This window comes from Aestuariimicrobium kwangyangense DSM 21549 (genome assembly GCF_000421525.1).
Lineage (GTDB): Bacteria > Actinomycetota > Actinomycetes > Propionibacteriales > Propionibacteriaceae > Aestuariimicrobium > Aestuariimicrobium kwangyangense.
Genome location: NZ_ATXE01000002.1, coordinates 249,114 through 271,976, shown reverse-complemented (window position 1 = coordinate 271,976; position 22,863 = coordinate 249,114). Strand labels below are relative to the sequence as shown.

The 22,863-nt window shown below is 65.0% G+C and carries 21 protein-coding genes; 15 read left to right on the top strand and 6 right to left on the bottom strand.

The features are described 5' to 3' along the window. Window positions 1–5: 5 nt before the first annotated feature. The 5 genes from H507_RS0107845 to H507_RS15535 all read right to left on the bottom strand — a co-directional run bounded on the left by H507_RS0107845 (window position 6) and on the right by H507_RS15535 (window position 4,823). Complete coding sequence (locus H507_RS0107845; protein WP_022910172.1) at window positions 6–1,700, bottom strand: SulP family inorganic anion transporter; 1,695 nt, start codon at window positions 1,698–1,700, stop codon at window positions 6–8. Beyond that, on the bottom strand, window positions 1,697–2,059 hold the full coding sequence (locus H507_RS0107840) for an ArsR/SmtB family transcription factor (protein WP_022910171.1): 363 nt from the start codon (window positions 2,057–2,059) through the stop codon (window positions 1,697–1,699). Before H507_RS0107840 ends, H507_RS0107845 begins: the two co-directional genes overlap by 4 nt. Before the next feature lie 66 nt (window positions 2,060–2,125). Further along, window positions 2,126–2,647 carry a mycothiol transferase gene (locus H507_RS0107835; RefSeq protein ID WP_022910170.1) on the bottom strand — a complete coding sequence of 174 codons (522 nt, stop codon included), beginning with the start codon at window positions 2,645–2,647 and terminating at the stop codon, window positions 2,126–2,128. Between the two features lie 40 nt (window positions 2,648–2,687). Continuing rightward, window positions 2,688–3,932 (bottom strand): glycoside hydrolase family 76 protein, encoded by a 1,245-nt coding sequence (locus tag H507_RS0107830; protein WP_022910169.1) that lies wholly within the window; start codon window positions 3,930–3,932, stop codon window positions 2,688–2,690. Window positions 3,933–4,025: 93 nt separating this feature from the next. After that, window positions 4,026–4,823 (bottom strand): hypothetical protein, encoded by a 798-nt coding sequence (locus H507_RS15535; RefSeq protein ID WP_022910168.1) that lies wholly within the window; start codon window positions 4,821–4,823, stop codon window positions 4,026–4,028. 159 nt (window positions 4,824–4,982) lie between these two features. Here H507_RS15535 and H507_RS15530 point away from each other — a divergent pair, with 159 nt between their 5' ends. The 13 genes from H507_RS15530 (at window position 4,983) to H507_RS0107750 (ending at window position 18,242) form a co-directional block, all read left to right on the top strand. Beyond that, window positions 4,983–5,276, top strand: a complete 294-nt coding sequence (locus H507_RS15530; RefSeq protein ID WP_022910167.1) for a hypothetical protein — start codon at window positions 4,983–4,985, stop codon at window positions 5,274–5,276. Between the two features lie 477 nt (window positions 5,277–5,753). Then, window positions 5,754–6,230, top strand: a complete 477-nt coding sequence (locus H507_RS0107815; RefSeq protein WP_022910166.1) for a hypothetical protein — start codon at window positions 5,754–5,756, stop codon at window positions 6,228–6,230. Window positions 6,231–6,468: 238 nt separating this feature from the next. Then, window positions 6,469–8,688 carry a glycogen debranching protein GlgX gene (gene glgX / locus H507_RS15520; RefSeq protein WP_022910165.1) on the top strand — a complete coding sequence of 740 codons (2,220 nt, stop codon included), beginning with the start codon at window positions 6,469–6,471 and terminating at the stop codon, window positions 8,686–8,688. 246 nt (window positions 8,689–8,934) lie between these two features. Beyond that, the gene (locus H507_RS0107805; RefSeq protein ID WP_022910164.1) at window positions 8,935–9,342 is read left to right on the top strand and encodes a hypothetical protein; all 408 of its coding nucleotides are present in this window, start codon (window positions 8,935–8,937) and stop codon (window positions 9,340–9,342) included. 200 nt (window positions 9,343–9,542) lie between these two features. Then, on the top strand, window positions 9,543–10,190 hold the full coding sequence (locus H507_RS0107800) for a hypothetical protein (protein WP_157438927.1): 648 nt from the start codon (window positions 9,543–9,545) through the stop codon (window positions 10,188–10,190). A 152-nt stretch (window positions 10,191–10,342) separates the two neighbouring features. Beyond that, on the top strand, window positions 10,343–11,029 hold the full coding sequence (locus H507_RS0107795; protein WP_169512697.1) for a DUF1877 family protein: 687 nt from the start codon (window positions 10,343–10,345) through the stop codon (window positions 11,027–11,029). Next, window positions 11,026–11,844 carry a hypothetical protein gene (locus H507_RS0107790; protein ID WP_022910161.1) on the top strand — a complete coding sequence of 273 codons (819 nt, stop codon included), beginning with the start codon at window positions 11,026–11,028 and terminating at the stop codon, window positions 11,842–11,844. Before H507_RS0107795 ends, H507_RS0107790 begins: the two co-directional genes overlap by 4 nt. A gap of 234 nt (window positions 11,845–12,078) precedes the next feature. Continuing rightward, entirely contained in the window at window positions 12,079–12,705 is a 627-nt protein-coding gene (locus H507_RS0107785; RefSeq protein WP_157438926.1) for a hypothetical protein, read from the top strand. Between the two features lie 269 nt (window positions 12,706–12,974). Next, window positions 12,975–13,565, top strand: coding sequence for an SMI1/KNR4 family protein (locus H507_RS0107780; RefSeq protein WP_040438028.1), 591 nt, complete (start codon window positions 12,975–12,977; stop codon window positions 13,563–13,565). A gap of 1,025 nt (window positions 13,566–14,590) precedes the next feature. Continuing rightward, window positions 14,591–15,376: a hypothetical protein gene (locus H507_RS0107775; RefSeq protein WP_022910158.1), complete on the top strand. Its 786-nt coding sequence runs from the start codon at window positions 14,591–14,593 to the stop codon at window positions 15,374–15,376. A gap of 256 nt (window positions 15,377–15,632) precedes the next feature. Further along, complete coding sequence (locus H507_RS15515; RefSeq protein ID WP_022910157.1) at window positions 15,633–16,265, top strand: T6SS immunity protein Tdi1 domain-containing protein; 633 nt, start codon at window positions 15,633–15,635, stop codon at window positions 16,263–16,265. A 1,444-nt stretch (window positions 16,266–17,709) separates the two neighbouring features. Next, on the top strand, window positions 17,710–17,901 hold the full coding sequence (locus H507_RS0107755) for a hypothetical protein (RefSeq protein ID WP_022910153.1): 192 nt from the start codon (window positions 17,710–17,712) through the stop codon (window positions 17,899–17,901). Next, window positions 17,898–18,242, top strand: a complete 345-nt coding sequence (locus tag H507_RS0107750; RefSeq protein WP_022910152.1) for a hypothetical protein — start codon at window positions 17,898–17,900, stop codon at window positions 18,240–18,242. The genes H507_RS0107755 and H507_RS0107750 overlap by 4 nt, the downstream gene beginning before the upstream one ends. Before the next feature lie 1,030 nt (window positions 18,243–19,272). On the opposite strand, the gene H507_RS0107740 is transcribed toward H507_RS0107750, so the two are convergent. Beyond that, window positions 19,273–20,580 carry an ISL3 family transposase gene (locus H507_RS0107740; protein WP_022910150.1) on the bottom strand — a complete coding sequence of 436 codons (1,308 nt, stop codon included), beginning with the start codon at window positions 20,578–20,580 and terminating at the stop codon, window positions 19,273–19,275. A 360-nt stretch (window positions 20,581–20,940) separates the two neighbouring features. Between H507_RS0107740 and H507_RS18450 the strand changes: the two genes are divergently transcribed. Then, window positions 20,941–21,153, top strand: coding sequence for a recombinase family protein (locus H507_RS18450; RefSeq protein ID WP_084707715.1), 213 nt, complete (start codon window positions 20,941–20,943; stop codon window positions 21,151–21,153). After that, window positions 21,150–21,671 (top strand): barstar family protein, encoded by a 522-nt coding sequence (locus H507_RS0107735; protein WP_022910149.1) that lies wholly within the window; start codon window positions 21,150–21,152, stop codon window positions 21,669–21,671. Before H507_RS18450 ends, H507_RS0107735 begins: the two co-directional genes overlap by 4 nt. The last annotated feature ends 1,192 nt before the right edge of the window (window positions 21,672–22,863 follow it).

Below are 22,863 nucleotides of genomic sequence, written 5' to 3'. Positions count from 1 at the left end.
CGGCGTCAGCCGATTCCCACCGCGGACGAGGCCCGGGCCACGTGGCTGCGGGCGTGCGCGACGGCCTCGTCCATCGTCGTGTACAGGTGTTCGTGGTGCCGCAGCGAGGCCAGCACGCCGACGCTCTGGAACAACTGCTCGTGGCCTTCCTGCACCCCCTTGATCAGCACCGTGATGCCCCGGCGCTCCAGGGCGCGCACGATCTCGGTCAGCACGCGGGCACCACTGGCATCGATCAGTTCGAGTTGCGACATCCGCAGGATCACGACGCTGACGTGCTCGATGCTCGTCACCGTCTCGAAGACCCGGTCGGACGAGGCGAAGATGAGTGGGCCGTCCAGGCGCAGGGTCGCGATCCGCTCGTCCCCCGGGCGAGGTTGACCGGGCAGGTCCTCGCGACTCACACCGGTGGCCCGGGCCATGTTCCTGATCGCCACGATGCCGATCACGACCACCCCGACCGCGACCGCCACGATCAGGTCGAACGACACGGTGACCACAGCCGTGACGATGAAGCTGATGGCGTCGCCCCTGGTCGATCCCAGGATGGAGCGCACCGTCGCGGCGTGCACCATGCGCACCGCCGTGACCATCAGGATGCCCCCGAGTGCGGCCAGCGGGATCCGGCCCACAGGACCGGCGGCGACGAGCACGATCAGCAGCAGCACGGAGGCGTGGATGATGGCGGCCAGGCGCGATCGTCCGCCCGACCGGACGTTGACGGCGGTGCGTGCGATGGCGCCCGTCGAGGGCATGCCGCCGAACAGTCCGGCGCCGATGGAGGCCACGCCCTGACCGACCAGTTCGCGGTCCGGGTCGTAGGGACCGGTGTCGTCGAGGGACGCAGCGACCCGCGCCGACAACAACGACTCGATCGCGGCCAGCGCGGCCACGGTGAGCGCCGGCGCGACGAGGTGACCCAGGGTCGACGGGTCGATCGTGGGCAGCCCGGGCACCGGCAGCGAGTGCGGCAGGGTGCCGATCACGGCCAGCGGGTTGGGCACGACGGCGGCCAGCCCCGCGACCACCACGATGCCGACCAACGATCCGGGCACGGCCCGGTAGACCCGCGGTGCCACCAGCATGCAGAGCGCGACCACCGCCGCAGCCCCGGCCGCCCACAGCAGGTACGACCAGTCCGCCTGCGCCAAGGACTGGCCGGCGGCGATCAGGGCATTGGAACTGTGTGCGCCGGCAGCGACCCGATGCCCCGAGGTCAGCAGGGGCACCTGCTGCAGGAAGATGATCAGCGCGATGCCGAGGGTGAAGCCCTCGATGACGGGCCACGGGATGAACGAGACGGCCCGGCCCAGCCGCAGCGCGCCCGCGATCAGGGTGAACAGGCCGGCAATGATGCTGACGGTGGCGACGGTACCGGCGCCGTACTGAGCCACGATCGGCAGCAGCACCACGACCATGGCCCCGGTGGGGCCCGACACCTGCACGTTCGAGCCGCCGAAGACGGCGGCCAGCAGCCCCGCCACGATGGCGGTGACCAGACCAGCCTCGGCGCTGACTCCGGAGCTGACCCCGAACCCCAGCGCCAGCGGCAGCGCGACCACGCCGACGGTGATGCCACCGAGAACGTCCCCCCGCCACGTGGTGCGCAGGTCGCGATAATCCGACACGGCGGGCAGGAGTCCGACCACCTGCCTGGCCCAGGCCAGAGGCGACCCGGGGGACGAGTCCGTCGTCGTCATCGGCTGGGGATCTCGGGCAGCGATGCGACCTCGTCCCACTGCAGGCTGGCATCGGCGGCCAGGTCCTTCAGCAGTCTGCGGGCGACGGTGAGCAGTTCGGCGACGGCGGGGGAGAACTGTCGGTAGAACACGTGGCTGCCACGCCGTTCGGAGACGACGAGGCGGTTCTTGCGCAGCACGGCCAGGTGCTGGCTCAGGTGGGAGGCCTCGAGCTGGGTGTGGAGACCGAGTTCGGAGACGGTGTGTTCCTCGTCGTCGGCGAGCAGTTCGAGGATGAGGATGCGGTACGGGTGCGTGAGGCCTTGGAACAGGCCGGCCTTCACCTCGTACAGGGGTCGGGCGGTCCAGGATTGCGGCATGATGAACTCATCATATCGTCAGATGGCGGCGGACCCTCACCTGCCGTCGGTGCGCACGGCCCGGCGTCAGTACCCGATGCTCCAGTCGGCCACGATCCCGCGGACGTACTGGGCCTGCGCCACATGGGCCACCGCATCGTCGATCACGCTGACCAGACGCACCCCTCGGGTCACGGGAGGGTCCCAGCGAGTGTCGACGACGTCGTCCAAGGCGGATTCGTCGATTTCGTCCAGATGGTGCAGCAGGCTGGCGACCGCGTCCGACAGGTAGGCGGGCAGCACCGAGGGGTCGCTCACTCGCAGCGATTCCACGTCGCCGTCGTCGTCACCGAAGCCGGACTCCTGGTCGTCGCGGTGGATGCCCGTGCGCCTCGCCCAGTCGCCGGTGTGCCACACCTGCTCGCGTCCGGTCAGCTCAGCCACCTGGGAGTCGAGTTGTCTGCCGGCATGCCAGATCAACCAGGCGATGCTGTTGCCCTTGCCGTCGGGACGGGCGTGCAGCGCGTCCAGGTCGAGCCCGCGCACGAGGGCGTTGGCGGAGTCGACGGGACGATGGGCGGCGTCGGCCAGAACTGCGAAAGCATCCATGCTCGGAGGCTACCGGGCATCTGGCCGACGCCCACCGATCTCAGTAGAGCTTGCCCCAGTCACGCTGCGGCCACGCGAGCACGGCCATGATCTGCACCATGGCGGCGTTCTCGATCAGCTCGGCCCTGGTCGGGTCGTCGTTGGGGAAGTAGAACAGGCCGGTCTCGGGGTCGCGGCGCTGCTGCCACGCCCACGTCGCGTACTCACCCATCCGAACCGCCGCATCGACGCGCCCGGTGACGGAGGCCAGCAGCAGCAGGTTCTTGAAGTAGATGGAGTTGAAGAACGGCGGTTGCTTCTCCAGCGCACCGCCGGCGTAGAAGGCTTCCGCCGCGTCGGCGATCCGCTGGGCCTCGTCCACGTACTTGCGCTCACCGGTGGCCAGGTACAGCAGCGTGTTGACGCCGATCGGGACGCCCTGGTTGTAACTCCAGATGGTGCGGTCGATGTCGCCCGACAGCTTGATGTTGTCGTGGTAGAGGCCGTCGGCACGCTGCAGGGTGGAGTTCGTCCACTCGTACATGCGCAGCGACCAGTCGAGGTACGACTGCTCGCCGGTCAGCAGGTGCAGGCGAAGACCCAGTTCTGCCCCGGGCATGTTCGAGACGGTGTTGCGGTCGGAGCTCCAGTTCGCCTGGGTCCAGAAGACACCTCCGGGGGAGGGGTGGGTCGGGTCGTCGTCCCACCCGCTGACCACCAGGTCGAAGATGGCCTTCGCCTCGTCGAGATCGGACGAGGCCCCACCCTGCATGAGGTGGCGCTGCACGTCGATCAGGCCGACCCATTCGTTGTCGTCGTAGAAGAAGTCACCGCCCCACCCCCACGGTGGCATCGGGTACGAGGCGTGGCCCGGCAGGCCCGTCGATCCGGACTGGCTCCAGTACCGGGACTGACCGGTGCGGCAGTCGGCCAATGCCTGGTCGAACCGGTGACCGGCACCGGTCATGCCGGTGAGGTCGAGGGCGGCCCCGTGCGCCTGCGAGAAGGGCCACTCGTAGGAGTAGGGGTTGTCGTGCGAGCCCTCGAAGGGGAATCGCTCCCGGAAGAGCTGGCTGCCGTCGTGGGTGGCGAAGTACTTCTGGACGAGGTCCCAGGTCTGCGCTGCCCGCAGCCCCCACACGGGGGAGGGGGTGGTGGCCGGAGGGGCGGGCTTGGCGTGGGCGGTCATGGGTGCGGACAGGCCCATCGCTGCGAGACCGGCGATGCCGGCGGCGCGGCCGAGCGTTCGACGACTGGTGAGCATGGAAGGGCTGGCGGGATTGGAGGGGTTGGGGGGCTTCTGCACGTGAATCTCCCTTGATCGTTCGTGACAGTGAGTTAATCCAAAGCTTGGATTAACGCTCGCGTCAAGCGATTGGGAGGATTTGGTCGGACGAAGTCAGGCCTCGGCGTTGGCGGGGGCACGGGCCAGGACGATGCAACCGCCGATGCAGGCGGCAAGCCCGAGCAGCGCCGGGGCCCACCACCCGGCGCGCACCTGGTCGTGCAACCACAGCAACCCCACGGCCGCGGGCACGACGACCTCCGCGACCCACAACACGGCGGTCACGGTGCCCACCGCGCCGCGCTCAAGGGCGCGGGCGTACATCAGCGCCCCCGCGACACCGGCGACCACGACGAGCCAGGTCAGCCCGTGGCGCAGCGCATCGAGCACACCGTGCTCTCCCAGGTGCTCCGCTCGGGCACCCAGTGCCGAGACAGAGAACAGCAGTCCGGCCACCAGCCCCAACAGCGCTGGGTGGCCCCGGCCATAGGAGACCGCTGCAGCGGCCAGGAGCAGCACGGTCGCCCCCAGCAGGGCCCACGTGAACGCTGGGGGAGGGGAGGCGGGCGCTTCGTCACCGGCGGACGCGGACACCACGACCAGGCCCAGGGTGACCACCGCTATGGCGGCGAGCTGGCCCCGGCTCGGCCGGATGCGCAGGACGGGCACGGCGAGCAGCACCGTGACGGCGAGCGAGGCAGCGAGGACGGCCTGGACGACGAAGAGGGGGAGCCAGGCGAGCGCCACCAGTGACGCCAGCCAGGCCAGCCCGTCACAGGCAAGGCCGACGAGGTACAGGGGTTGCGCCATCACGGACGGCCCGGAGGCTCGTCGGGCCCCGGCGGCTTGGAGCACGCTCGCCACGCCGTAGAGAACCATCCCTGCGATCGCCATCAGGTGTCCGAGAGTCATGCACGCATCCTTGCAGCCGACACCAGCGGCAGGCGCACTCGCGCACCGTTGGGGTGATGCACCCCAGCGATGAAAGCATGGGCGTGGCCTCATGACGACGAGCGAAGTGCCCCCGGCCGGAACTGATGGCCAACCGAAGGCGCTTGGAAGGGAATTGACGTGCACCTCGTCGCCCAGTTCGTGCAGATTCTGCTCGAGCTGCCGATGGACGGTCTGCCTGGCCCGAGACCGACCGCACCACCAGGCTCCGACCGGATCGCCGCCGTGCTCGGCTGGTTGATGTGGTCGGTGGGCGCTCTCTGTGTTCTGATGGCTGTCGCCGGGAGCGCCCGGCTGGCCGCCGCCCATCGCCGCGGTGAGCGCGTGGGATACGGCGCCGTAGGGATCCCGATCATCGGCCTGATCCTCGCGACCCTTGCGGCCTGCATCCTCACCCTTTTCCCCGGCGCCTGAGCGGGTCCGGACGGCTGTTCGAGATGAAGGAGCGAGAGGATCATGCGACGAGGAGTGGACGAGAGATGATCACAAGGGCTGGCTTCGTCGCTGGCGCGTGGCGACTCCTGCGGTGGGCTGCAGTGGCGTGCGCCGCGGGCTGGGCCGGGGCCTTCCTCCTCTGGCTGCCTTGGATGCTCACTGACAGCAAAGCGGCTGCAGACATGGTCCAGCCTGTCCGCAACCGCAACCCGAATGAGTCCATGACCCCCATGGAATACTGGGGTTGGATCCGAGGCTTGTACGCACCCAGTGCGACTGCCTTGGCGATCGCGGGCTTCGTGGTCATCGTCATGATTGGTTGGATACTTCCAAGCACGTGGCGAGCTTGGCGCCGGCCGAAGAGACTAGGTTCGACTGCGCGCGCCGGAGCGCTCTAGGCAGTTGCTCTGTAGGGAGGACTTCGACGGGATGGTGACGCGACCAGTCAGCCGAAGGATGGCCGGCGAGGCAGTCATTGCCCTCGTGATGATCACGGCCCTCGTCCTCGCAGCGAGGCTCGTGATGGAGTGGAGACAGGAGATCCCGAACAGTTTCTTCCCGGTGTTCTGCGGCACAGTAGCGTGCAGCACGTTGACGGCTCTGCTGTCACGCCACGCTTCCAAGTGGAAGCGCCTGACCGCCTCCATCACTGTCGTGGGAGCCTTGGCGGCCCTGCTGATCTATCCGGTTTCTTCCTCCAACTATGAGATCGCCCTCATGGACGATGGTGTCTACGCGCTGGAAGTGAGTGGCTTCATGGACTCCCATCTCGTCCTGGCACAGCGCAACTCCCTCCGGATGACACCGTGCAGTGATCAAGAGAGTCTGGGTACGAGCATCACCACCATCAGACTGCGTCGGATGGGCGGGTCGGCTTACTCCGTCGACTTGTCAACCCCCTTGGGCCCTCGGCACCTCACCATGCACTGCTGATGCCCGCCGCCCAGACCCGCCCTCAAGGCTTCCGGCGAACAGGACCCTGCGCACAAGCCTCGCCTCGACGCCGCACGGATGGTTCTCGCACGCACTCGGTCGGACGGACCAGTTGTCGGAGCAGGCATCGCGCGTGGTGACGTGCGCTTCCGGGTCCTCGGGCTGGGGGTCGGCCGCGCACGACTCCCGGAGGGAGCACGGTCGATAGTCTGGCGTTCCAACTCAGGAGGAGGACCGGATGCAGATCTGGCCAGGATCGCCCTACCCGCTCGGTGCGACCTACGACGGGAGGGGGACGAACTTCGCCCTGTTCAGTGAGGTCGCCGAACGGGTCGAGTTGTGCCTGTTCGATGCGGATCGCAACGAGACCAGGGTGGAGTTGACCGAGGTCGACGCCTACGTCTGGCACGGTTACCTTCCGCAGGTGGGCCCGGGGCAGAGGTACGGCTATCGGGTGCATGGGCCCTTCAACCCCGCCGCTGGGCTGCGCTGCAACCCGAACAAGCTGCTGCTCGACCCGTACGCGAAGGCCACCGAAGGGCAGATCGCCTGGGACCAGTCCCTGTTCGGCTACACCTTCGGCGACGAGAACTCCCGCAACGACGAGGACTCCGCCGCCCGGATGATGCTGGGCGTGGTGGTGAACCCGTTCTTCGACTGGACCGGTGACCGCGTCCTCAACATTCCCTACAACGAGTCGTTGATCTATGAGGCGCATGTCAAGGGCATCACCTGGCTGCATCCCGAGGTTCCGGAGGAACTGCGCGGCACGTACGCGGGGATCGGGCACCCGGCGGTGGTCAAGCACCTGCAGGACCTCGGGGTGACGGCGATCGAGTTGATGCCGGTTCACCAGTTCGTCCACGACGCGCACCTGGTGGAGCGTGGTCTGAAGAACTACTGGGGCTACAACACCTTGGCCTTCTTCGCCCCCCACGCCGAGTACTCCTCGATCAAGGACCCGGGCTCGCAGGTGCAGGAGTTCAAGGGCATGGTCAAGACCCTGCACGCCGCCGGTATCGAGGTGATCCTCGACGTGGTCTACAACCACACGGCGGAGGGCAACCACATGGGCCCAACTCTGAGCTTCAGGGGCATCGACAATCCGGCGTACTACCGCCTGGTCGATGACCAGAAGCAGTACTACATGGACTACACGGGAACCGGGAACTCCCTCAACGTCGGGCACCCCCACTCCTTGCAGCTGATCATGGACTCCCTGCGGTACTGGGTGGTGGACATGCACGTGGACGGGTTCCGCTTCGACCTCGCCTCGGCGCTGGCCCGGGAGTTCTATGACGTGGACCGGCTGGCGGTGTTCTTCGAACTCGTGCAGCAGGACCCGGTGATCAGCCAGGTGAAGCTGATCGCCGAGCCGTGGGACGTGGGCCCTGGTGGGTACCAGGTCGGCAACTTCCCGCCGCAGTGGTCGGAGTGGAACGGCAAGTTCCGCGACGCGATCCGCGACTTCTGGCGCGGCGAGCCGAATCTGGGTGAGTTCGCCGCACGGATCGCGGGCTCGGCCGACCTGTACGAGCACTCCGGACGGCGCCCGGTGGCCAGCGTCAACTTCGTCACCGCCCACGACGGCTTCACCCTTCGCGACCTCGTCTCGTACAACGAGAAGCACAACTACGCCAACGGCGAGGACAACCGTGACGGGGAGAGCCACAACAGGTCCTGGAACCACGGCGTGGAGGGGCCGACCACCGACCCCGACATCCTCGCCGCGCGGGCCCGGCAGCAGCGGAACCTGATCGCGACGCTGCTGCTCAGTCAGGGAGTGCCGATGATCCTCTACGGCGATGAGGTGGGACGCACCAAGGGTGGGAACAACAACACCTACGCGCAGGACTCCGAGATCTCGTGGGTGCACTGGGACGAGGCCGACGCGCCACTGACGCAGTTCACCGCCACCGTCGCGCGACTCCGCGCGGAGCACCCCACCTTCCGGCGCAAGCGCTTCTTCACCGGCGCCGCAGTCGCCAGGGTCGGGAATGAGCAGCGGCTCAACGACATCGTCTGGCTGCACCCGCAGGGTCGTCCGATGGAGGACAGCGACTGGGGAGCCCCGGGCGCCCGGGTGATCGGCATGTACCTCAACGGTCATGGCATCGCCGGCAAGGACGCCATCGGCAACCCGATCATCGACGACCACGCGTTGCTCTACTTCAACGGCCGGCCCGACCCGGTGGCGGTGACACTGCCGCCGGCGGAGTTCGCCGAGGCTTGGGACGTGGCGGCCGACACCGCAGCGGACGACTCACCGGCAGCGCCGCTCAAGGCAGGTTCAAGCCGGGTGCTCGACGGTCACAGCGTGTTGGTCCTGATCCAGCACACGGGTGTGGAGCCGGAACTGCAGGTGTCAGCAGCGGCGTCCGTGGCGATGATGGCAGAGCAGGCGGCGTCTCCGGTCGTGCCTGAGGAAGCACTGGGAGAGTATGTGGGAGTCAGGTAATCCATGGTCATACGAGCAGCCTCCTTCTGGCGTGCGCCGCCGGATCGCTACTCCACCGATGTGCTGCGCACGGACGTGGATACGTGGTCAGGGGCGCCAGCGCGTGCTCATCGCCCCGGGCGGCACTCGGAGACACATCCGGTGGGCAGTGCTCGCTCTGTATCAGTGGCATCGTCGGTTTCCGCCCGGGAACCACAGCGGTAGGGGAGTGGCGTGCTTTTCCGGGTGGGGTCACTTCGTTGGCTGGTGAGCGAGTCGGCGATCATCGTCTGTGCGGTCTTCGCGCCAGGAGGGCTGATTGTTGCAGCTCAGTGGTTCCAGTACATACCCATGCTGGTCAGAGAAAGATCTGTGGACAACATCTTCCTCGTGGCTTCGAATGGTGCTCTGACGCTTCTCATCCTTGCCATCGCCTCGTATCAGGTCGCCAACAGGACCCTCTTCATCCGAGACCAGCACTGGAAGCTACCCCTGGGAAGATGGCGACCGACTCGTGGTGAGCAAGGGCAGTTGACCGTTGATCTTCGACCCGGGATTGAGAGCAGGACGATCCGCCTGGTTCTCCCGGGGGAGTCCGATCGTCGAGTCGGTCGCGTCGAGACGGAATCCTTGGCCATGGCTCGCCGGTGGCAGGACTGCATCCACTCGGCGTGACCGGGCAGTACGCACGTCGGGCACTACTGCCGGCACGCTCTGCGATGTCGCCGATCGACGGATCAGCGAAGACTGTCGGTTACACCAAGACCACGGTCCCCCCAGCTGGAACAATCGTCCACGTGAAGGACAAGCGCGCATGACCGCCTACCGCGATCGCCGACGCGCTCCTGACGACAACGAGACCGGTGAGGAGCCCCGTGCCAAAGGTTGACAGACGCAAGTATTACCGAGCACTGGACAAGTTCATGGCTGACGCGGGACTGGAGAAGATCAAGGAACGCATATGGGCGGTCCCTGGGGCTCGTTGGGTTCTGCGTGGAGTGGCCTTCGAGAGCAAGAGCTCTTGGTTGGGAAGTTTTTCGACTCTCGTCTTTCCGCTGATGACCACAAGCTCCCTCATTGGCCTCAACGTCAGCATGCCCGCCGTGGGCATGGACTCACAGAGCTTCTATGACGTGGACAGGTTGTTGGCAGCAGCAGAAGAGATGTTGCCTCGCATACCCAGCACGGAGGAAGAAGCACTGGACCATGTCACGAGATGGGCTGACTCCACGTTCTTCCCGCAGGGGATGATGTCGGCGGTTCTCCTGAACCGGATGGAGGATGCCACACAGAGGGCGTCGGCTTTTCTCGCGTTGCGGCACCGGTGGCCTTCCGACTGCGCCACGGGGGCAGGGCCCTACCCGACGTTGTCAACCGAGGAATCCACACTGGTTCGTCTGATTGAGACCCGTGACGTGAGCGGTCTGTACCGCTTCATGGACGAGATGGCTGATGCATGGGCAGCAAGCCGAGGCTACGCCCGAGCCGAGTCGGATCCCTTCCCGGTGCCTGGGGCTCCCTAGCGTCCGCGTCGTCCCCTGCGGCGAGAAGCGCTCAATCGACAGCAGCCGTACCGCCTACCGGCAGATAGAAGGGGCAAGGTTCAGCGAAAGCGAAACTCGCCAAGAGACCGTCTACCCTAGCGCGAATGGGAGGACGACCTACCAGACCGAAGGTGGAGCAAGCACCTTCTCATCTACGGGTAACATCCGGGCCGCAGGTGCGGGTGGGATTTCGATCCGTGCCGGAGGAGGTACTCTCGGCGCGACAGTGCGGTAGGGCCATTGCCGGTGACGACCAAAGGATTGCTGTGGGCATGTCATGGATGGGTGCGTCGTTCAAGACGCGCGACGAGTTGGAGGAGTTCGTCAACCTCACGCTTGAGACAGAGGAGTGGCTGGATGACGTCTGGGACGAAATGCTGTGGGAGGACGACTACTATGAGCCGACCGCCGCTGAGGCGGGTTCCCCCGGCGATTCCGACGAGCCCCTGTGCGGCCGAGCCATCGACATCACAGGGTTCGCGTTGTTCGAGCGACTGATTCCTGCCAGCGGCTCGTTGCCACTTGCCCTGTCCGGAGGGGCGGAGATCACCGGCGACGTGCTTGGCCTGGGTGGGTGGAGGCTCCTGGAACCTGACCAAGTGGCGTCGATCGCTCGCGATCTCGAGGAAATGGATCCACAGGTCTTGGTTGACCGAGCAGATCCCAAGGAACTGGCACGGTTGGGCCTGCCTCCCCACGGTGGTCGATGGACCCGACGGCGGGTGGTGGAGATCTTCAACGAGGAATGGTTCACCTTCGTGGACTTCTACCGAGTCGCGGCGGAGCACCGCGCCCATGTGGCTCATCTGCTGGCATGAAGCGACACATCGTTACCGCCGAGGCCGTTTGGACGGCCTTGGACAAGTCCCCGGGACTCACGGGTCAGATCTACCACGACACCACCTTGGTCGCCTCTGGTGTGGCGAGACTCTCAGACCTCATCGTTGAACGCCAGGGTGACCACACGATCACCCTCGCAGCGCCCGGATCACCGACACAAGCAGTCCTTTGCACCAAGCCGGGAATTCGGGCACCGGAGGACGAAGGGGCGGAGGCCGCCGAACACCTCATCCTGGGAATCACCGACCGCGTCCTGGACAGGAACCGGTGGAGCTACTGCCACCTCGAACTTGCCATCTCGGACGCCCACCCCGCACCGAGGGCCGCACTCGACCTGCTCGGCTGGGAGAGATCCAGCCTGCCTTCCTACAGATTGGACGTCCCCTTGTATCGGTTCCCCGATCGTACGGACCTGCACTCTCCCGAACTCGTTGGCAACCGGTGGACGCTGACCACCGATGTCCTCGCCACCGTCAGCGATGCCCTGCTGCTGTCCACCACCGTTCTGGGCTGTCACGCACTGGCCCGCGCCCGCGACCTTGTGAAGCTCCGAGGAGCAGTCGAAAGATGGCGCTGGGCCGCAGTAGGACTCGCGATGCAGCATCCCTCCCCCACGCTCACCCCCGAGTTCCTCGCTCGGTACTTTCCTGACAGCACCACCGACAAGGTGCCGATCAACCGCCAACGGGCCGAGGCCAGGGACACCCTCGTGGCACTCCTGGAACGGCTCGGCCAAAGCCACCAGATAGCGCTGGTCGAACAGGTGTTCGCAGGACCATTCATCCGCTACTAGGACTCCTCGGTGCGAACCGGTCCGCCCACGAGGCGGGTTGGTGCCAGGCGCTGGGGAGAGAGAAGGATGGTTCCATCCCCCCGGGGGTGGAGAGAGGGAGCTTCTGGCGCACTCTGTCATGGCGCTCATCGCGACGGCAGCAGTGAACCTTCACGCGCGCCGCGAACCGTCGTGTGCCAAACCGTTACTTTTGAGGCGTTGACTGGCTTGGGCCTGATGGAGGACTGTCTTCCCATGACGTCACGCAGTCGCGCAGGGCTGGTTGGAGCCACACTGCTGCTCGCCTCCCTCACTGTCGCAGGGGCACTGTCGCTGCCCGCCACGGCCGATCCGACCTCGACTCCGAGCACGGCCGAGGAGAAGAAGATGCTGGAGGCCAACGGTGGGAAGCCGGAGGAGAGCGTCCCACCTCCTGCCGCAAACATCAGGAACGGCGCCGTCAACAAGGTCTTGGAGCTGATCCCGGTCGATCAACAGGCAGGCATTCAACTGCCGGACACGGGACCGGCGCGGATCTTCGTCACCACACCCGGTGCGGACAAGGACCCGATCCTGGCCCGAGCCATTGAGGCCAGCGGCTACGAGATGACCGTTGTCGTTGTGCCGCGCAGTGAGCAGGAAGTCATGAAGGTGAGCGACACGGCTCAGTGGATCGCAAAGGCGCCGGCTGACTGGGCCGACCACATCTCTGCTGTCGGCTTCACCCCGGAGATCAACGGGGTGACCCTTGAGGTCACCGAAGGGTGGAAGGGGACTCAGGAGCAAGCGGAGCAGCTGATTGGCGTGCCGGTCAGGGTCAAGGTCGTCAAGGATTTCGCCCAGGCCGTTAGCGAAAGCTCGGAAGATGGTGCTCATCGGTGACATAGGGGACACGCTCGTCCGGTTGCCTGGCTCACCAGTGAACGTGCTGGACGTATGAGACGGCCGCTTCAAGCTCGAGCCTTTTGATCGGTCAAGGTCTTCTTCACCCTCTATGTCGGGCCGCCACCAACGCCCTCGGCTCCTTGTCGAGCTACTCGGAGCGCTCGTTGAGCCGCGCGCCAACCCTGCCCAACCGGCTAGGGGAGTGGAAGCAGACTCATTCAGAGCGACGGAGTCGTTGTCGGGGCCCTTCAATGTTAACTTTGGCCGTGATCTCTGCCACGCTTCAGGTTTTGTCCCGCGTCCAGAGTGGCCTGGAGAGGCTAGGCCGTGGCGCGACCTTGGAGGCGTTGCAGCCTGGGTTGAGCCCGACTCAGACCAGACAATTTCTCCAAGCGGCGGGGCTGCCCGCTGATGCGCAGACCGAAGCGATTTACTCTTGGCGCGATGGCACCCGAACTTCTGGACTCAGACTGGATGGCCTTCAGATCTTCCCGGGCTTCTACTTCCTCTCGATTGAGGACGCGATTCACAATTACCGTGCGTTTGACAGCGACCCCCGGTGGAGACCGAGCTGGCTTCCCCTGTTCGCCAACGGCGGTGGGGACTTCTACCTAGTTGACTTTGGAGATCCGTCCCGGCCGATGCGTCACTTCCGCATTGAAGAGACCGAACACCCAATTGAGTTCGGCTCACTGTCGGACATGATGATGACTCTGGCAGGAGGCTTCGAGCGAAGCGTCTTCTTCGTTGATGGTCAGGGATTCGAAATGGACGACCTGAAATTCGCAACCCTCGCTGCGGAACTGAATCCCCGAGTTACCTGGTGGACTGACCCGACCCTCGGTGGCTTGGACTAGGCGGCAGATTTGGTCCCGCCAGAGTGCGCACTCGCTGTAGCCGCGAATGTGGGCTCGTTCCTCGTGCTCACGTCGGCCGAGGGACTTCGAAGCCGACGCACAGACGGAGATCCCGCGGCCCACTGGGAGCTGGTGCCCACGAATCGCATACCTGCCCTCTCATCGTAACCACGGCACGGGCGTCACAATCCTGAGGCGGCTCTGCTCTCGTCAGCCCTCCGGCGACAAGGAACTGTGCTCACCAGCGCTCTAGGGAAGGGGACACGCTCGGGGAGCCCCTCTGCGCCGCCCTCTCCCTACCCACAGTCGCGAACGCCTACTAGGCTGGGTTCCGCCCACGAACGTGCCGGCCCACTTGGGCGGTCCGTTGTTTGCGCCGCCAGCCGGGCCGGTGGTGTTGGTGAGGATGGAGCCATATGAAGTTGATCATGCCCGGAGCAACTGTGTTGGCTATGTTCATCTGCACAGGCTGCCTCGCGTATTGGATCGGAATAGTCGCCTACTATCGAGATGTTCCATCGGTAGTGGGGCTCGTGTTTTCTGCAGTCATCTTGACGCCGATCTACATCTCCCTTGTTCGCAAGAGCTTCCTCATTGTTGGTTCGCGGATTCGTACGCCCAGTGGCCCGTGGATCGAGGTGGATTCAGTCCTGAAGGTGGTTCCGTACGGAGACGACCACTTCAAACTCGCTCTTATGGATGGATCAACGGTCTTCTTTACCGTTTATGCTGGCACTCCATGGGGGTATGCAAGCGTCCTCAGGTGCGTGTCAAAGCACTGTCGTGCTCCCATCGAAGACGACATGCGGGAGCCCGTGGATCCAGACAATCCACCCCCTCCTCGACACGCACGATGACTGTGGCCGCTACCGGAACCGGTATTCTCAGGCGATGCTGAGAAGTCGCCCGATTGCAGTGATGCCGGGCCATGGGATCCAAGCCCCAGGCTGTGGCTTCGCTCCACCTGAGATCGACACCCTCCTAGTGTTTGTCGCCGACAGCGGGCCGCGCGGGGATCGTTCTCGATGAAGGCGGATGCCCAGCGCCCTGGGCCATGGCAGCTCTACAGCGGCAACGCCGAGATGGCCATGCCCCGCTCCGAGCGTCACACGCCCGCCATCGCCGAGCAAGCGGTGGACGCCCTCCTCAGCGAGGTTGAGAAGACTGGGCATCTCAAGTCGACCTCACGCCTGTGGGTGACTCCGCGGCATCTCCTGCTCACGATCGAACTCCGCAGCGGCCATGTGGTTCAGGCAGGATCCGCCGCAGGCGGCTTCCTGGTCTGGATGGACACCCTAGGTCCATCCAGAGGAGACCTGGCGGCGGTCGTTGACGCCATCCACGGCATCTGCGGCAACAGATTCTCCGTCGAGCACTCATTCTTCCGGACTGTGATGAGCATCAGCCGTGCGCACGGAGGCGCACCACACAGGCTGGTGGCGTGGGGACACCGCGGACGCGCGTCTTCAGGGGTGGTCCCTCTCGGCGAGGACCGACACAGGGCAGGTTGGTTCACCGGACTGCTGGTTGCGGGTTACGCGGCAAGTTGTGTCGTGATGTTGGTGGCGGGCTTCACCAATCCGCTGCTGCTCACGGCCGGAGCACTGGCCTACGTCTTCCTTGTCGCACTCTCCACGGACACCTGCTCTGACAGGATCACGCCCCTCACGCCCAACGGGGCGTGGCCAAGCACAGTGGTCTCCGAGGCAATGAGGCCGCGAACCCGGCTTGGGCGTGTGGTGGGCTGGCTGTGGTTGTTCGGGCCCCTAGGTTGGCTCGTCTTCGCAGCCCATTCCTTCACCCAGTTCTGAACCGTCCAACGGGATCTACCAAGCGAACCTCGCGGGTCAGGACCACTCCCGACGAACTGCTGTGACGATGGTCCGGATCGGCAGAGTGACCGGCCCTGGATCCTCCGGTCCCGCGTGTGTACGTAACCCCCTCAGTACCTAGCCTGTGCATAGGCAAAACCGGTGACCTCAGATTCCGGTGCGGGGGAGTGGGGAGAGAACGCGATGGCGACGTGGCTTACGTGATCTCAGCGACGATCTGGTGAGAGGACTTCGGATGTTCCAACGTTTCCGCGCCGCCTATGCCCCGCTGCGGGACGACGTGCTGGCGGGCTCGATGTGGCAACACGAACGTCTCGCCACCGTCGCCGGCTACCTGGAGTTCGCTGCGGAGTTCGCCGGCGCGACCTTGGGAGGGGGCCTTTACCGCATCCACGACGAGGCCTCGGGCGCACAGGCGTTGACTCTGATCGCCGAGGCGTTTCCCGAATACGCCACTCGTATCTGCCCATTCGGCTACGACTGGCTTGGGCGACAGTTCGCCGTCGACTCAGACCGGGCCGCGGGTGGGCAGCCCCAAGTCCTCCTGCTCGAGCCGGGAACAGCCGAGGCGCTGGAGATCCCATTGTCGTTCGTCGCGTTCCACGACGAAGAACTCATCGAATACGCAGACGCCGCGTTGGCAACGGGATTCTTTGATTCATGGTCATCGACCAACGGCGACGCCCTGCCCTTGCGCCGCGACCAGTGCGTGGGCTACCGAGTCCCATTGTTCGTCGGCGGCCAAGACGTGGTCGAGAACCTCGAGGTCAGTGACCTGGAGGTCTACTGGGCCATCTGTGGCCAGCTCCGACGTGGGGCCCTGAGGTTGCCGCAGGGGACGGCGATCAACGAGGTCGCGAAGCGTTAGCCGGCGTTGGTGGGCCTGATCGGTAGAATGCTGGTCAAGGAGGATCGTGCTCGTGGGTGACGTAGGGGACACGCACGTCCAGTGGACTGGCTCACTAGATGAGCCCGGCGCATGAGCAGGCTTCTTCGGTGCGTCCTATCGCTGCTGTTGGGGTGCCTGTTGAGCACGACGGCGCTGCACGTGTTCTTGTCGTGGATGGGGGCGGGAGACTCGCCGCTCTACCGCGCAGATCCGTTTCTGTGGCCTCAATGGCGAGGGGTGTTCCACCCGGCGACCTGGCTGCTGTGGCTAGTGGCGCTCGCGCTCAGTGTCTGGTTCTTGGCAAGGGTGAGGTGGCGTCGGAAGCTGCTTGTGCCCGTCACCCTGGTGTGGCTGCTCGCGTTCGTGCCGATGGTTCGAACGGAGCCGTCACCGGGGGCCATGTACTACCAGAACGCAACGGCATACGAGCAAGCAGTCGCACTCACGCGGCAGTCCGGCGAGACCGAAGGCCTCCACGTGCCAATTCCCCCTGGCCTGTCCCACCTGTCCGGCGACGGCACTTTGGACGTCGACAAGGTGGGGTATTTCTTTCCCACACTGACTGACTGGCGCGACGAGGACGCTCAAGGAGTGTGGTACTCGCGAAATGGGTCAGCGCCGCTGGGGGGCGGCATGCGGACTGTGGCATGCAGGTACCCGGTCCATCTTCGAGGGCCATGGTGGTACTGCTCGTGGTGACACCTCACGCGCCCACGGAGGCCTGCATGGTCCCCAGCAAGACCACGACTGGTGTACCAGCCGTCGCCTGCAAGCTCTGTATCACCGCCGTTCTTGGACTCGCACTCGCCACATCGACCATTCACGCGTTGGCTTGGCTCATGAGTCTCCGCGGGGAGTCGCCGCTGTGGTGGGTCGACCCGTTCGTCGAGATCCACTGGCGCGACTCCTGGGATTGGCGCACCACCCTCGCCTGGACGGTCACGGTCTCAGCAGTCATTCTTCGCGCGGCACTCACCCGCAAGCTCGCTTGGAACTCGCTTTCACGTCCCGTCCTTGTCGCCGCCCTCGCCTGGTCGATACTCGTCTTCCCTGTCGTAGTGGGGCTAGAACCGCGTTCCACCCCCGTGTTCTACAGACACGAGTCTGATTATCTTCGCGCGGCACAGTGGGTTGAGGAACATACTGATTCGAGTTCCAGCGAAGGGGATGTGATCCCACTTCCGCCGCGACTCGGTGGTCTCACAGTGGACGATGAGGTACGGGTGGATCGGGCGGGGGTCGTTTTCGCGACCGACAAGAGCTTGCTGGGACGGACCGCGGAGATCTGGTACACAGATTCAGACATTGAGGCTCCGGCTACTGGCGAGGGGTGCCGCTTCATTCGATTGTCCCAGCATTTTTGGCATTGCGGATGGCGCACCAAGTGGCGATGAGCTCCGGTCCTCCGACCCCTGGCGTTGAGATGACCGAATACGTCGAGCTCACCTTGAAGCGCGGCCGCGGCTGGCCGTGGTCCGAGGACCGGCGAAGGGGCTTCACGGCCGTCGAGGGCGGCTGCGTGCCGGGCTGGCAGTTCGACGCGATCTGCCTGGAGTCCTCTCCCAACCGGCGGGTCATCGGCCCCAACGGCGACTTGGGAGAGATCATTCGATGACGATGCCGGAACCCTTTCAGGCGCTTGCCCACTCGCTCGGCAGACTCGCTACGTCCGCCCCCGATCAGATCAAGTACCTCGAGGCGCTGGGTGTTACTGACCTTGTCGATGAGCTTGTCCTCGAGTTCGACGACCTCTATCGACCGCGCGCGAGTCTGGTCGAAGAGGCGTCGCCCGAAGCCGCCGCTGCCTGTCGAGAACTTGACCGCATGCTCTCCAACGACCAGCTCGGCTGGACGTTTGCCGACCTCGAATCCCCCCAATGGCAGGGGATCCGTGCAACTGCTGCGGCCGCACACTCCGCCCTGGCGGATGTCCCAGCGAGAGGATCGCTGTGCTGATCACTCGGCCAATTGCAGTGGCTGCAGGCATCGCAATCCTGGCTTGTGCGTATGGCTGCGCCCCCTCTGACCCTTCCCCCAGCGTCTACGTGCTGCACACCGGCCAAGGCTATGTGGCCAAGAGTGCCTGCGATTTCCCCATCAGTCGAGCAGCGTTCAAGGAGGTACCCAACGACGCAGAAGTGGTCGAGGACGGGCCGCCTTTCGTTCTCGACAGGCGAGCTACAGGGCAACCAGTGGAGGCACTGTTCTTAGCCGAGAGGATGCCCGATGCGCGTCCCGGAACCTACCTCGGGGTATACATCTGGCTGGGTCCAGAACAGGACGACGTTGCCCAGTGGATCGACGTGCCATCCGACTTGCGGGTCGGAGAGGCCGCTTGGGCACAGGGGGTCGACACCGAGGCCGCGGTGCGCTCCATGAAGGGCAAATTCGGCTGTGGGTAACGGCGGCGGATTGGGGGACGCAGCGTTCCGCCGCTTCATGACGGGCTGGTCCGCATGCCCTCTCACAGCCAACGCGTCCCACACCACCTCGGCGCGTGCGACGGCTGCGAACATCTACCAGAACCGAAAACGGGGCACGCAGGTAGCGGAGTTTGAGCGCACCAGGAGCCGTTGGCCCTGACTCCACCCGCCGGGGCCACCAGCACCGAAGATCCGCTCGGCCGCCAACCGACACCCCCAAGGTCGACCCGACACCGCGCATGCAGCGGAGGAGAAGCCCTACACCACCGACTACCAGCGTGATTCAGTGTCGGGTGTCGCCCGCGCGGGCCCGACTCGGTCGGTGGAACCAGAGCGACTGGCGAGATCTTGGCCATCAACTCGCGCACCAGGGCAACCAAGCAGCAAGTGTCGACAACGACTCCCTCGTATACGACACCGGGGAACTCGCCAGCAATATCGATCTCCTCTTCACCGGAGGATGGGGGTGCCGTAGGGCAGTGGCAGGCGGCATCCGCTACTCGGCAGGCCGTGCCGTCTCCGACACTGACTACTCCGCCGAAGGACTTGCCATTCCAGGCTCTTCACAATCCACGGTGTAGTCGGGGTCTGAAGCCCCCGGTCTCGAGGAGGCTGCGCGCGATGTAGTGGGTGAGGTTCCGGAAGCCGAGGGCGCTGCCCCGGAGGTGTTCGAGTCGGCCATTCAGGGCTTCGGTGGGCCCGTTCGACGTGCCGGGTCGGTCGAAGTAGGCGAGGATGTCGGCGGCCCGCTTCCTCAGGGTGCGGCCGAGGGTGATGACCTCGGTCAGAGCGCCGGGGACCCCACTGCCGATCGCGTCGATGACGGCTTGCATGAGGGTCTTGCCCTTGGCCTTGTCGGGTTCTCGGTAGGCGGCGATCATCTGCTGGTAGATGCCCCAGGTGGTCTCGACCTCGACGTGGTCATCGCCGGCGAACAAGGCCTCCAACCGTGTCTTCTGCCTGGGGGTGAGCAGGTCCAGGCCGGTGTGCAGCATCCGTCGTGCCCGGTACAGCGGATCAGCTGCGCGGCCGCGATGACCGTGCAGGTCTTGTTGGATGCGGCGTCGGCACTGGTCGAGCGCATCGCCGGCCAGCCGGACGACGTGGAACGGATCCAGCACGGGGGTGGCGTCGGGGAGTTCTTCGGTGGTGGCGGTCTTGAAGCCGGTGAACCCGTCCATCGCGACCACCTCCACGTTGGCGCGCCACTCCTGCGGGCGGGCGGCGAGCCAGGTCTTGAACGCTTGTTTGGAGCGGCCCTCGACCATGTCCAACAAGCGGGCCGGGCCGGTGTCATCTCTGACCGGAGTGAGGTCGATGACCACGGTCACGTACTTGTCGCCCTTGCGGGTGTGCCGCCACACATGCTCGTCGACGCCGATCACCTGGACGCCGTCGAATCGCTTGGGGTCATCGATCAGGGCGCGTTGGCCCTCGGCCAGGACGGCATCGTTGGCGGTGTTCCACGACACCGCGAGGCCTTCGGCGATCCGGGCGACGGTCAGGTGGGCGACCACGATGCTTTCCAGCGCCCACCGCAACGCTCGCCGGGACAACTTCGCCCGCGGTTCGGCGGCCTTGCTCATGTCCTGGCGCCACACATGACCGCACTCACCACACCGGTAGCGGCGCACCGTAACCACCAGGAGGGTGGGGCGCCACCCGAACGGCTCATGGGCCAGGCGCCGGACCACAGTGCCCCGCGGGATGCCCTCACCGCCACACCGACGGCACCACCGGTCATCATCGACGACCCGGCACGCCAACACCGCCCGAGCAGGGTCGAGGCGCTGGCCGACAACCTCCAGGCCGAGCTCACCGACACGGGCGAACGTGGTCAGGTCAGGACGAACGAAGGTAGCGTGGGGCACGTCGAGGTCTTCCAGATGGGCAGTGTGAGAACTTCCATCTTCGGGAGACCTCGACCCTCAACCGCGGACCGACGCGCCGCCCCAGATCACCCCGCCTCTACACCCTCCACTGTGATGAGCCCGATTGCCTCCGTACTTCGGCCCATTTATGTTCCAAGTCGGACCAGTCCCCCATTCTCTCAGCAACGTTCGGGACGTCTAGTGACGATCGGTTTCGGATCGGCAGCGTGACTGGTCCTGGGATCCGCCTTTCCGGTGTGTCTTTCGGTCCGAAACCCTCGCTGAGTACCTACTCTGTACGAAAGGCATCAACGGCGGGTCCTTTCGGATTCCGGTGTGAGGGAGAGGGAGGATCACGCGATGACGACGTGGGGAGATGCGCGGGTGTCGACGCTGCACCAGGATCCGGCGCCTCAGGTGGAGGCACTACGCCAGGCTGGGGTGTCCGGGGAGCATCTGGTAGGGGAACGGATGTCGGGGGCCACCAAGGACCGGCCCGGCCTGGCGGGTCTCCTCGAACAAGCACGCCCCGGCTGGGACAACGCTGATCCGCCGGTTCGGATCGGGCCATGAGCACGGCCGACATCGCACGGGCGTTCGTGATCCACCTCGGCTCGGGCGCCCCTGAACTTGTAAGGCTTGCGGACGAAGCGTGCGAGCGAGGAATGAGAGTCATCGAGCTCGATCTCCAGGGGCTCGTGGACCGATCGGCCCTGGTCGACTATTTGGCGAAGGCGTTCATGTTTCCCCACGAGATCGTGGGACTTGATGCCGCGGTGGACTTGATCTCAGACCTGGAGTGGTTCGGAAACTCTCGGGGGTACCTCGTGATTGCGCGGGGGGTGGTCGGCACGACGGCCGTCGGTGAAACCTTTGTGTCGATCCTTCCGAACATTGTCGACCGCTGGCGCAGCCAGCGTGTGCCGTTCGTGGTCGCGATCGACGGTGAGGACGAACGACTCCAGTCGGTACTCGCTTCTGCCAACCGCGAGATGGAGCGAGCGGGCAAGCTCGCGTGTGCCCAGCCTGGAACTGGACCGACGGAGGTGGTCCTGCACCGCGGCAACGGGCCAAGGGGGGCGGCCGGATGACAACATTCGTCCGCATCCAAGTTGTGATGTTCGCCCCTTGACGGAGACATCCCAACCCTTCAACCATGGAGCCCAACCTCCTACGCACGATTTGGTCCGATGACCGGCCCGGCTTGTACCGGCTCATGGATGAACGGGCACCAGCGAGTACCAACGAACAACGGTTTGGTGTCGGTTGCACCCGCCCGCGGCCAGACTCGATCGGCGGGACCAAGCAATCCCCACGCAGCTTCACCATCATCGATCTGACCACCTTCGCTGAGCTCGACCCTGACGCCCGGTCCAGATTCACGAGACCCCCGGGGGTACGACCGGTAAGTTGGGCTATGCACCTTCGCTTGTCAGCTACTTCGAAGGATCCATTCCATGTACACTTCTAGCTACACGAGTGCCAGGAGTTGACTCTGCCATGCATATCTCCCGTCGGCGTGCGACCATCGTCAATAAGATTCTTATCGCCGCCTTCATAATTGCCGTCATGATTATCTCCTTACAGTTTCGGCACTATTGGGCCGGCAGGATAGTCACTGCGATTGGCATTGGGGCTGTCCTTGGCTACGTATGGCGTGGAATTGTTGAGCGCAACCAGGACACTCCATCGCCGACACGGCAGAACGACTCCAAGTAATGACCGGGAATGAGCGTTGGGAGTACGCATGAGCGCTTGGCAAATACGGTTAATAGGTGCTCGGCTACAGGGCCCTGTTAAGTAGCGGGGGATCGTGTTTGTCATCGCTTTCGGACTCTGTCTGGGTGCCGGCGTGATTGCTCGGGCCACCACTTACTACGGCGTGCGCACTCAGGATCGCTTTACGGTCCTCGTCCGCTGGTCTGGCGTCATATACGCACTCGCTATGGTTGCGGTGGTGTTCATCCCTGCTGCGGGAGGGGATGGAGAACATCCCCAAGAGTGGGCAACGTGGACGATGTTTACGGTCGGCCTGATCTCGTGCCTCTGGCAGGTGTCCGAGTGGATCCACTGGATCTGTACGTCGCGTCTGAGGCGGGGTCAGGCAGTCGCTGATCTCCACCTCTCCAATGGCTCAAGGCTGAGATGAAATGAATACGTGGTTCCAAGGAAGTCCCCCACGGACTCCAGACGAGTCCTCTCTTGCCAGCCTACTCGCGGAGATCGAGCTGGACCGGTTCGGTGTTTCAGCGGAGCACACAACCACTTTCGGTTCGGAATTGC

Excerpts from the sequence above, each read along its gene's own strand:
- H507_RS0107750 (WP_022910152.1), top strand. The coding sequence starts at position 17,898 with ATGACGATGCCGGAACCCTTTCAGGCGCTTGCCCACTCGCTCGGCAGA.
- H507_RS0107815 (WP_022910166.1), top strand. The coding sequence starts at position 5,754 with ATGGCCGGCGAGGCAGTCATTGCCCTCGTGATGATCACGGCCCTCGTC.
- H507_RS0107835 (WP_022910170.1), bottom strand. The coding sequence starts at position 2,647 with ATGGATGCTTTCGCAGTTCTGGCCGACGCCGCCCATCGTCCCGTCGAC.
- H507_RS0107755 (WP_022910153.1), top strand. The coding sequence starts at position 17,710 with ATGACCGAATACGTCGAGCTCACCTTGAAGCGCGGCCGCGGCTGGCCG.
- H507_RS0107775 (WP_022910158.1), top strand. The coding sequence starts at position 14,591 with ATGAAGGCGGATGCCCAGCGCCCTGGGCCATGGCAGCTCTACAGCGGC.
- H507_RS0107735 (WP_022910149.1), top strand. The coding sequence starts at position 21,150 with ATGAGCACGGCCGACATCGCACGGGCGTTCGTGATCCACCTCGGCTCG.
- H507_RS0107790 (WP_022910161.1), top strand. The coding sequence starts at position 11,026 with ATGAAGCGACACATCGTTACCGCCGAGGCCGTTTGGACGGCCTTGGAC.
- H507_RS0107785 (WP_157438926.1), top strand. The coding sequence starts at position 12,079 with ATGACGTCACGCAGTCGCGCAGGGCTGGTTGGAGCCACACTGCTGCTC.
- glgX (WP_022910165.1), top strand. The coding sequence starts at position 6,469 with ATGCAGATCTGGCCAGGATCGCCCTACCCGCTCGGTGCGACCTACGAC.
- H507_RS15535 (WP_022910168.1), bottom strand. The coding sequence starts at position 4,823 with ATGACTCTCGGACACCTGATGGCGATCGCAGGGATGGTTCTCTACGGC.
- H507_RS0107840 (WP_022910171.1), bottom strand. The coding sequence starts at position 2,059 with ATGCCGCAATCCTGGACCGCCCGACCCCTGTACGAGGTGAAGGCCGGC.
- H507_RS18450 (WP_084707715.1), top strand. The coding sequence starts at position 20,941 with ATGACGACGTGGGGAGATGCGCGGGTGTCGACGCTGCACCAGGATCCG.
- H507_RS0107845 (WP_022910172.1), bottom strand. The coding sequence starts at position 1,700 with ATGACGACGACGGACTCGTCCCCCGGGTCGCCTCTGGCCTGGGCCAGG.
- H507_RS15515 (WP_022910157.1), top strand. The coding sequence starts at position 15,633 with ATGTTCCAACGTTTCCGCGCCGCCTATGCCCCGCTGCGGGACGACGTG.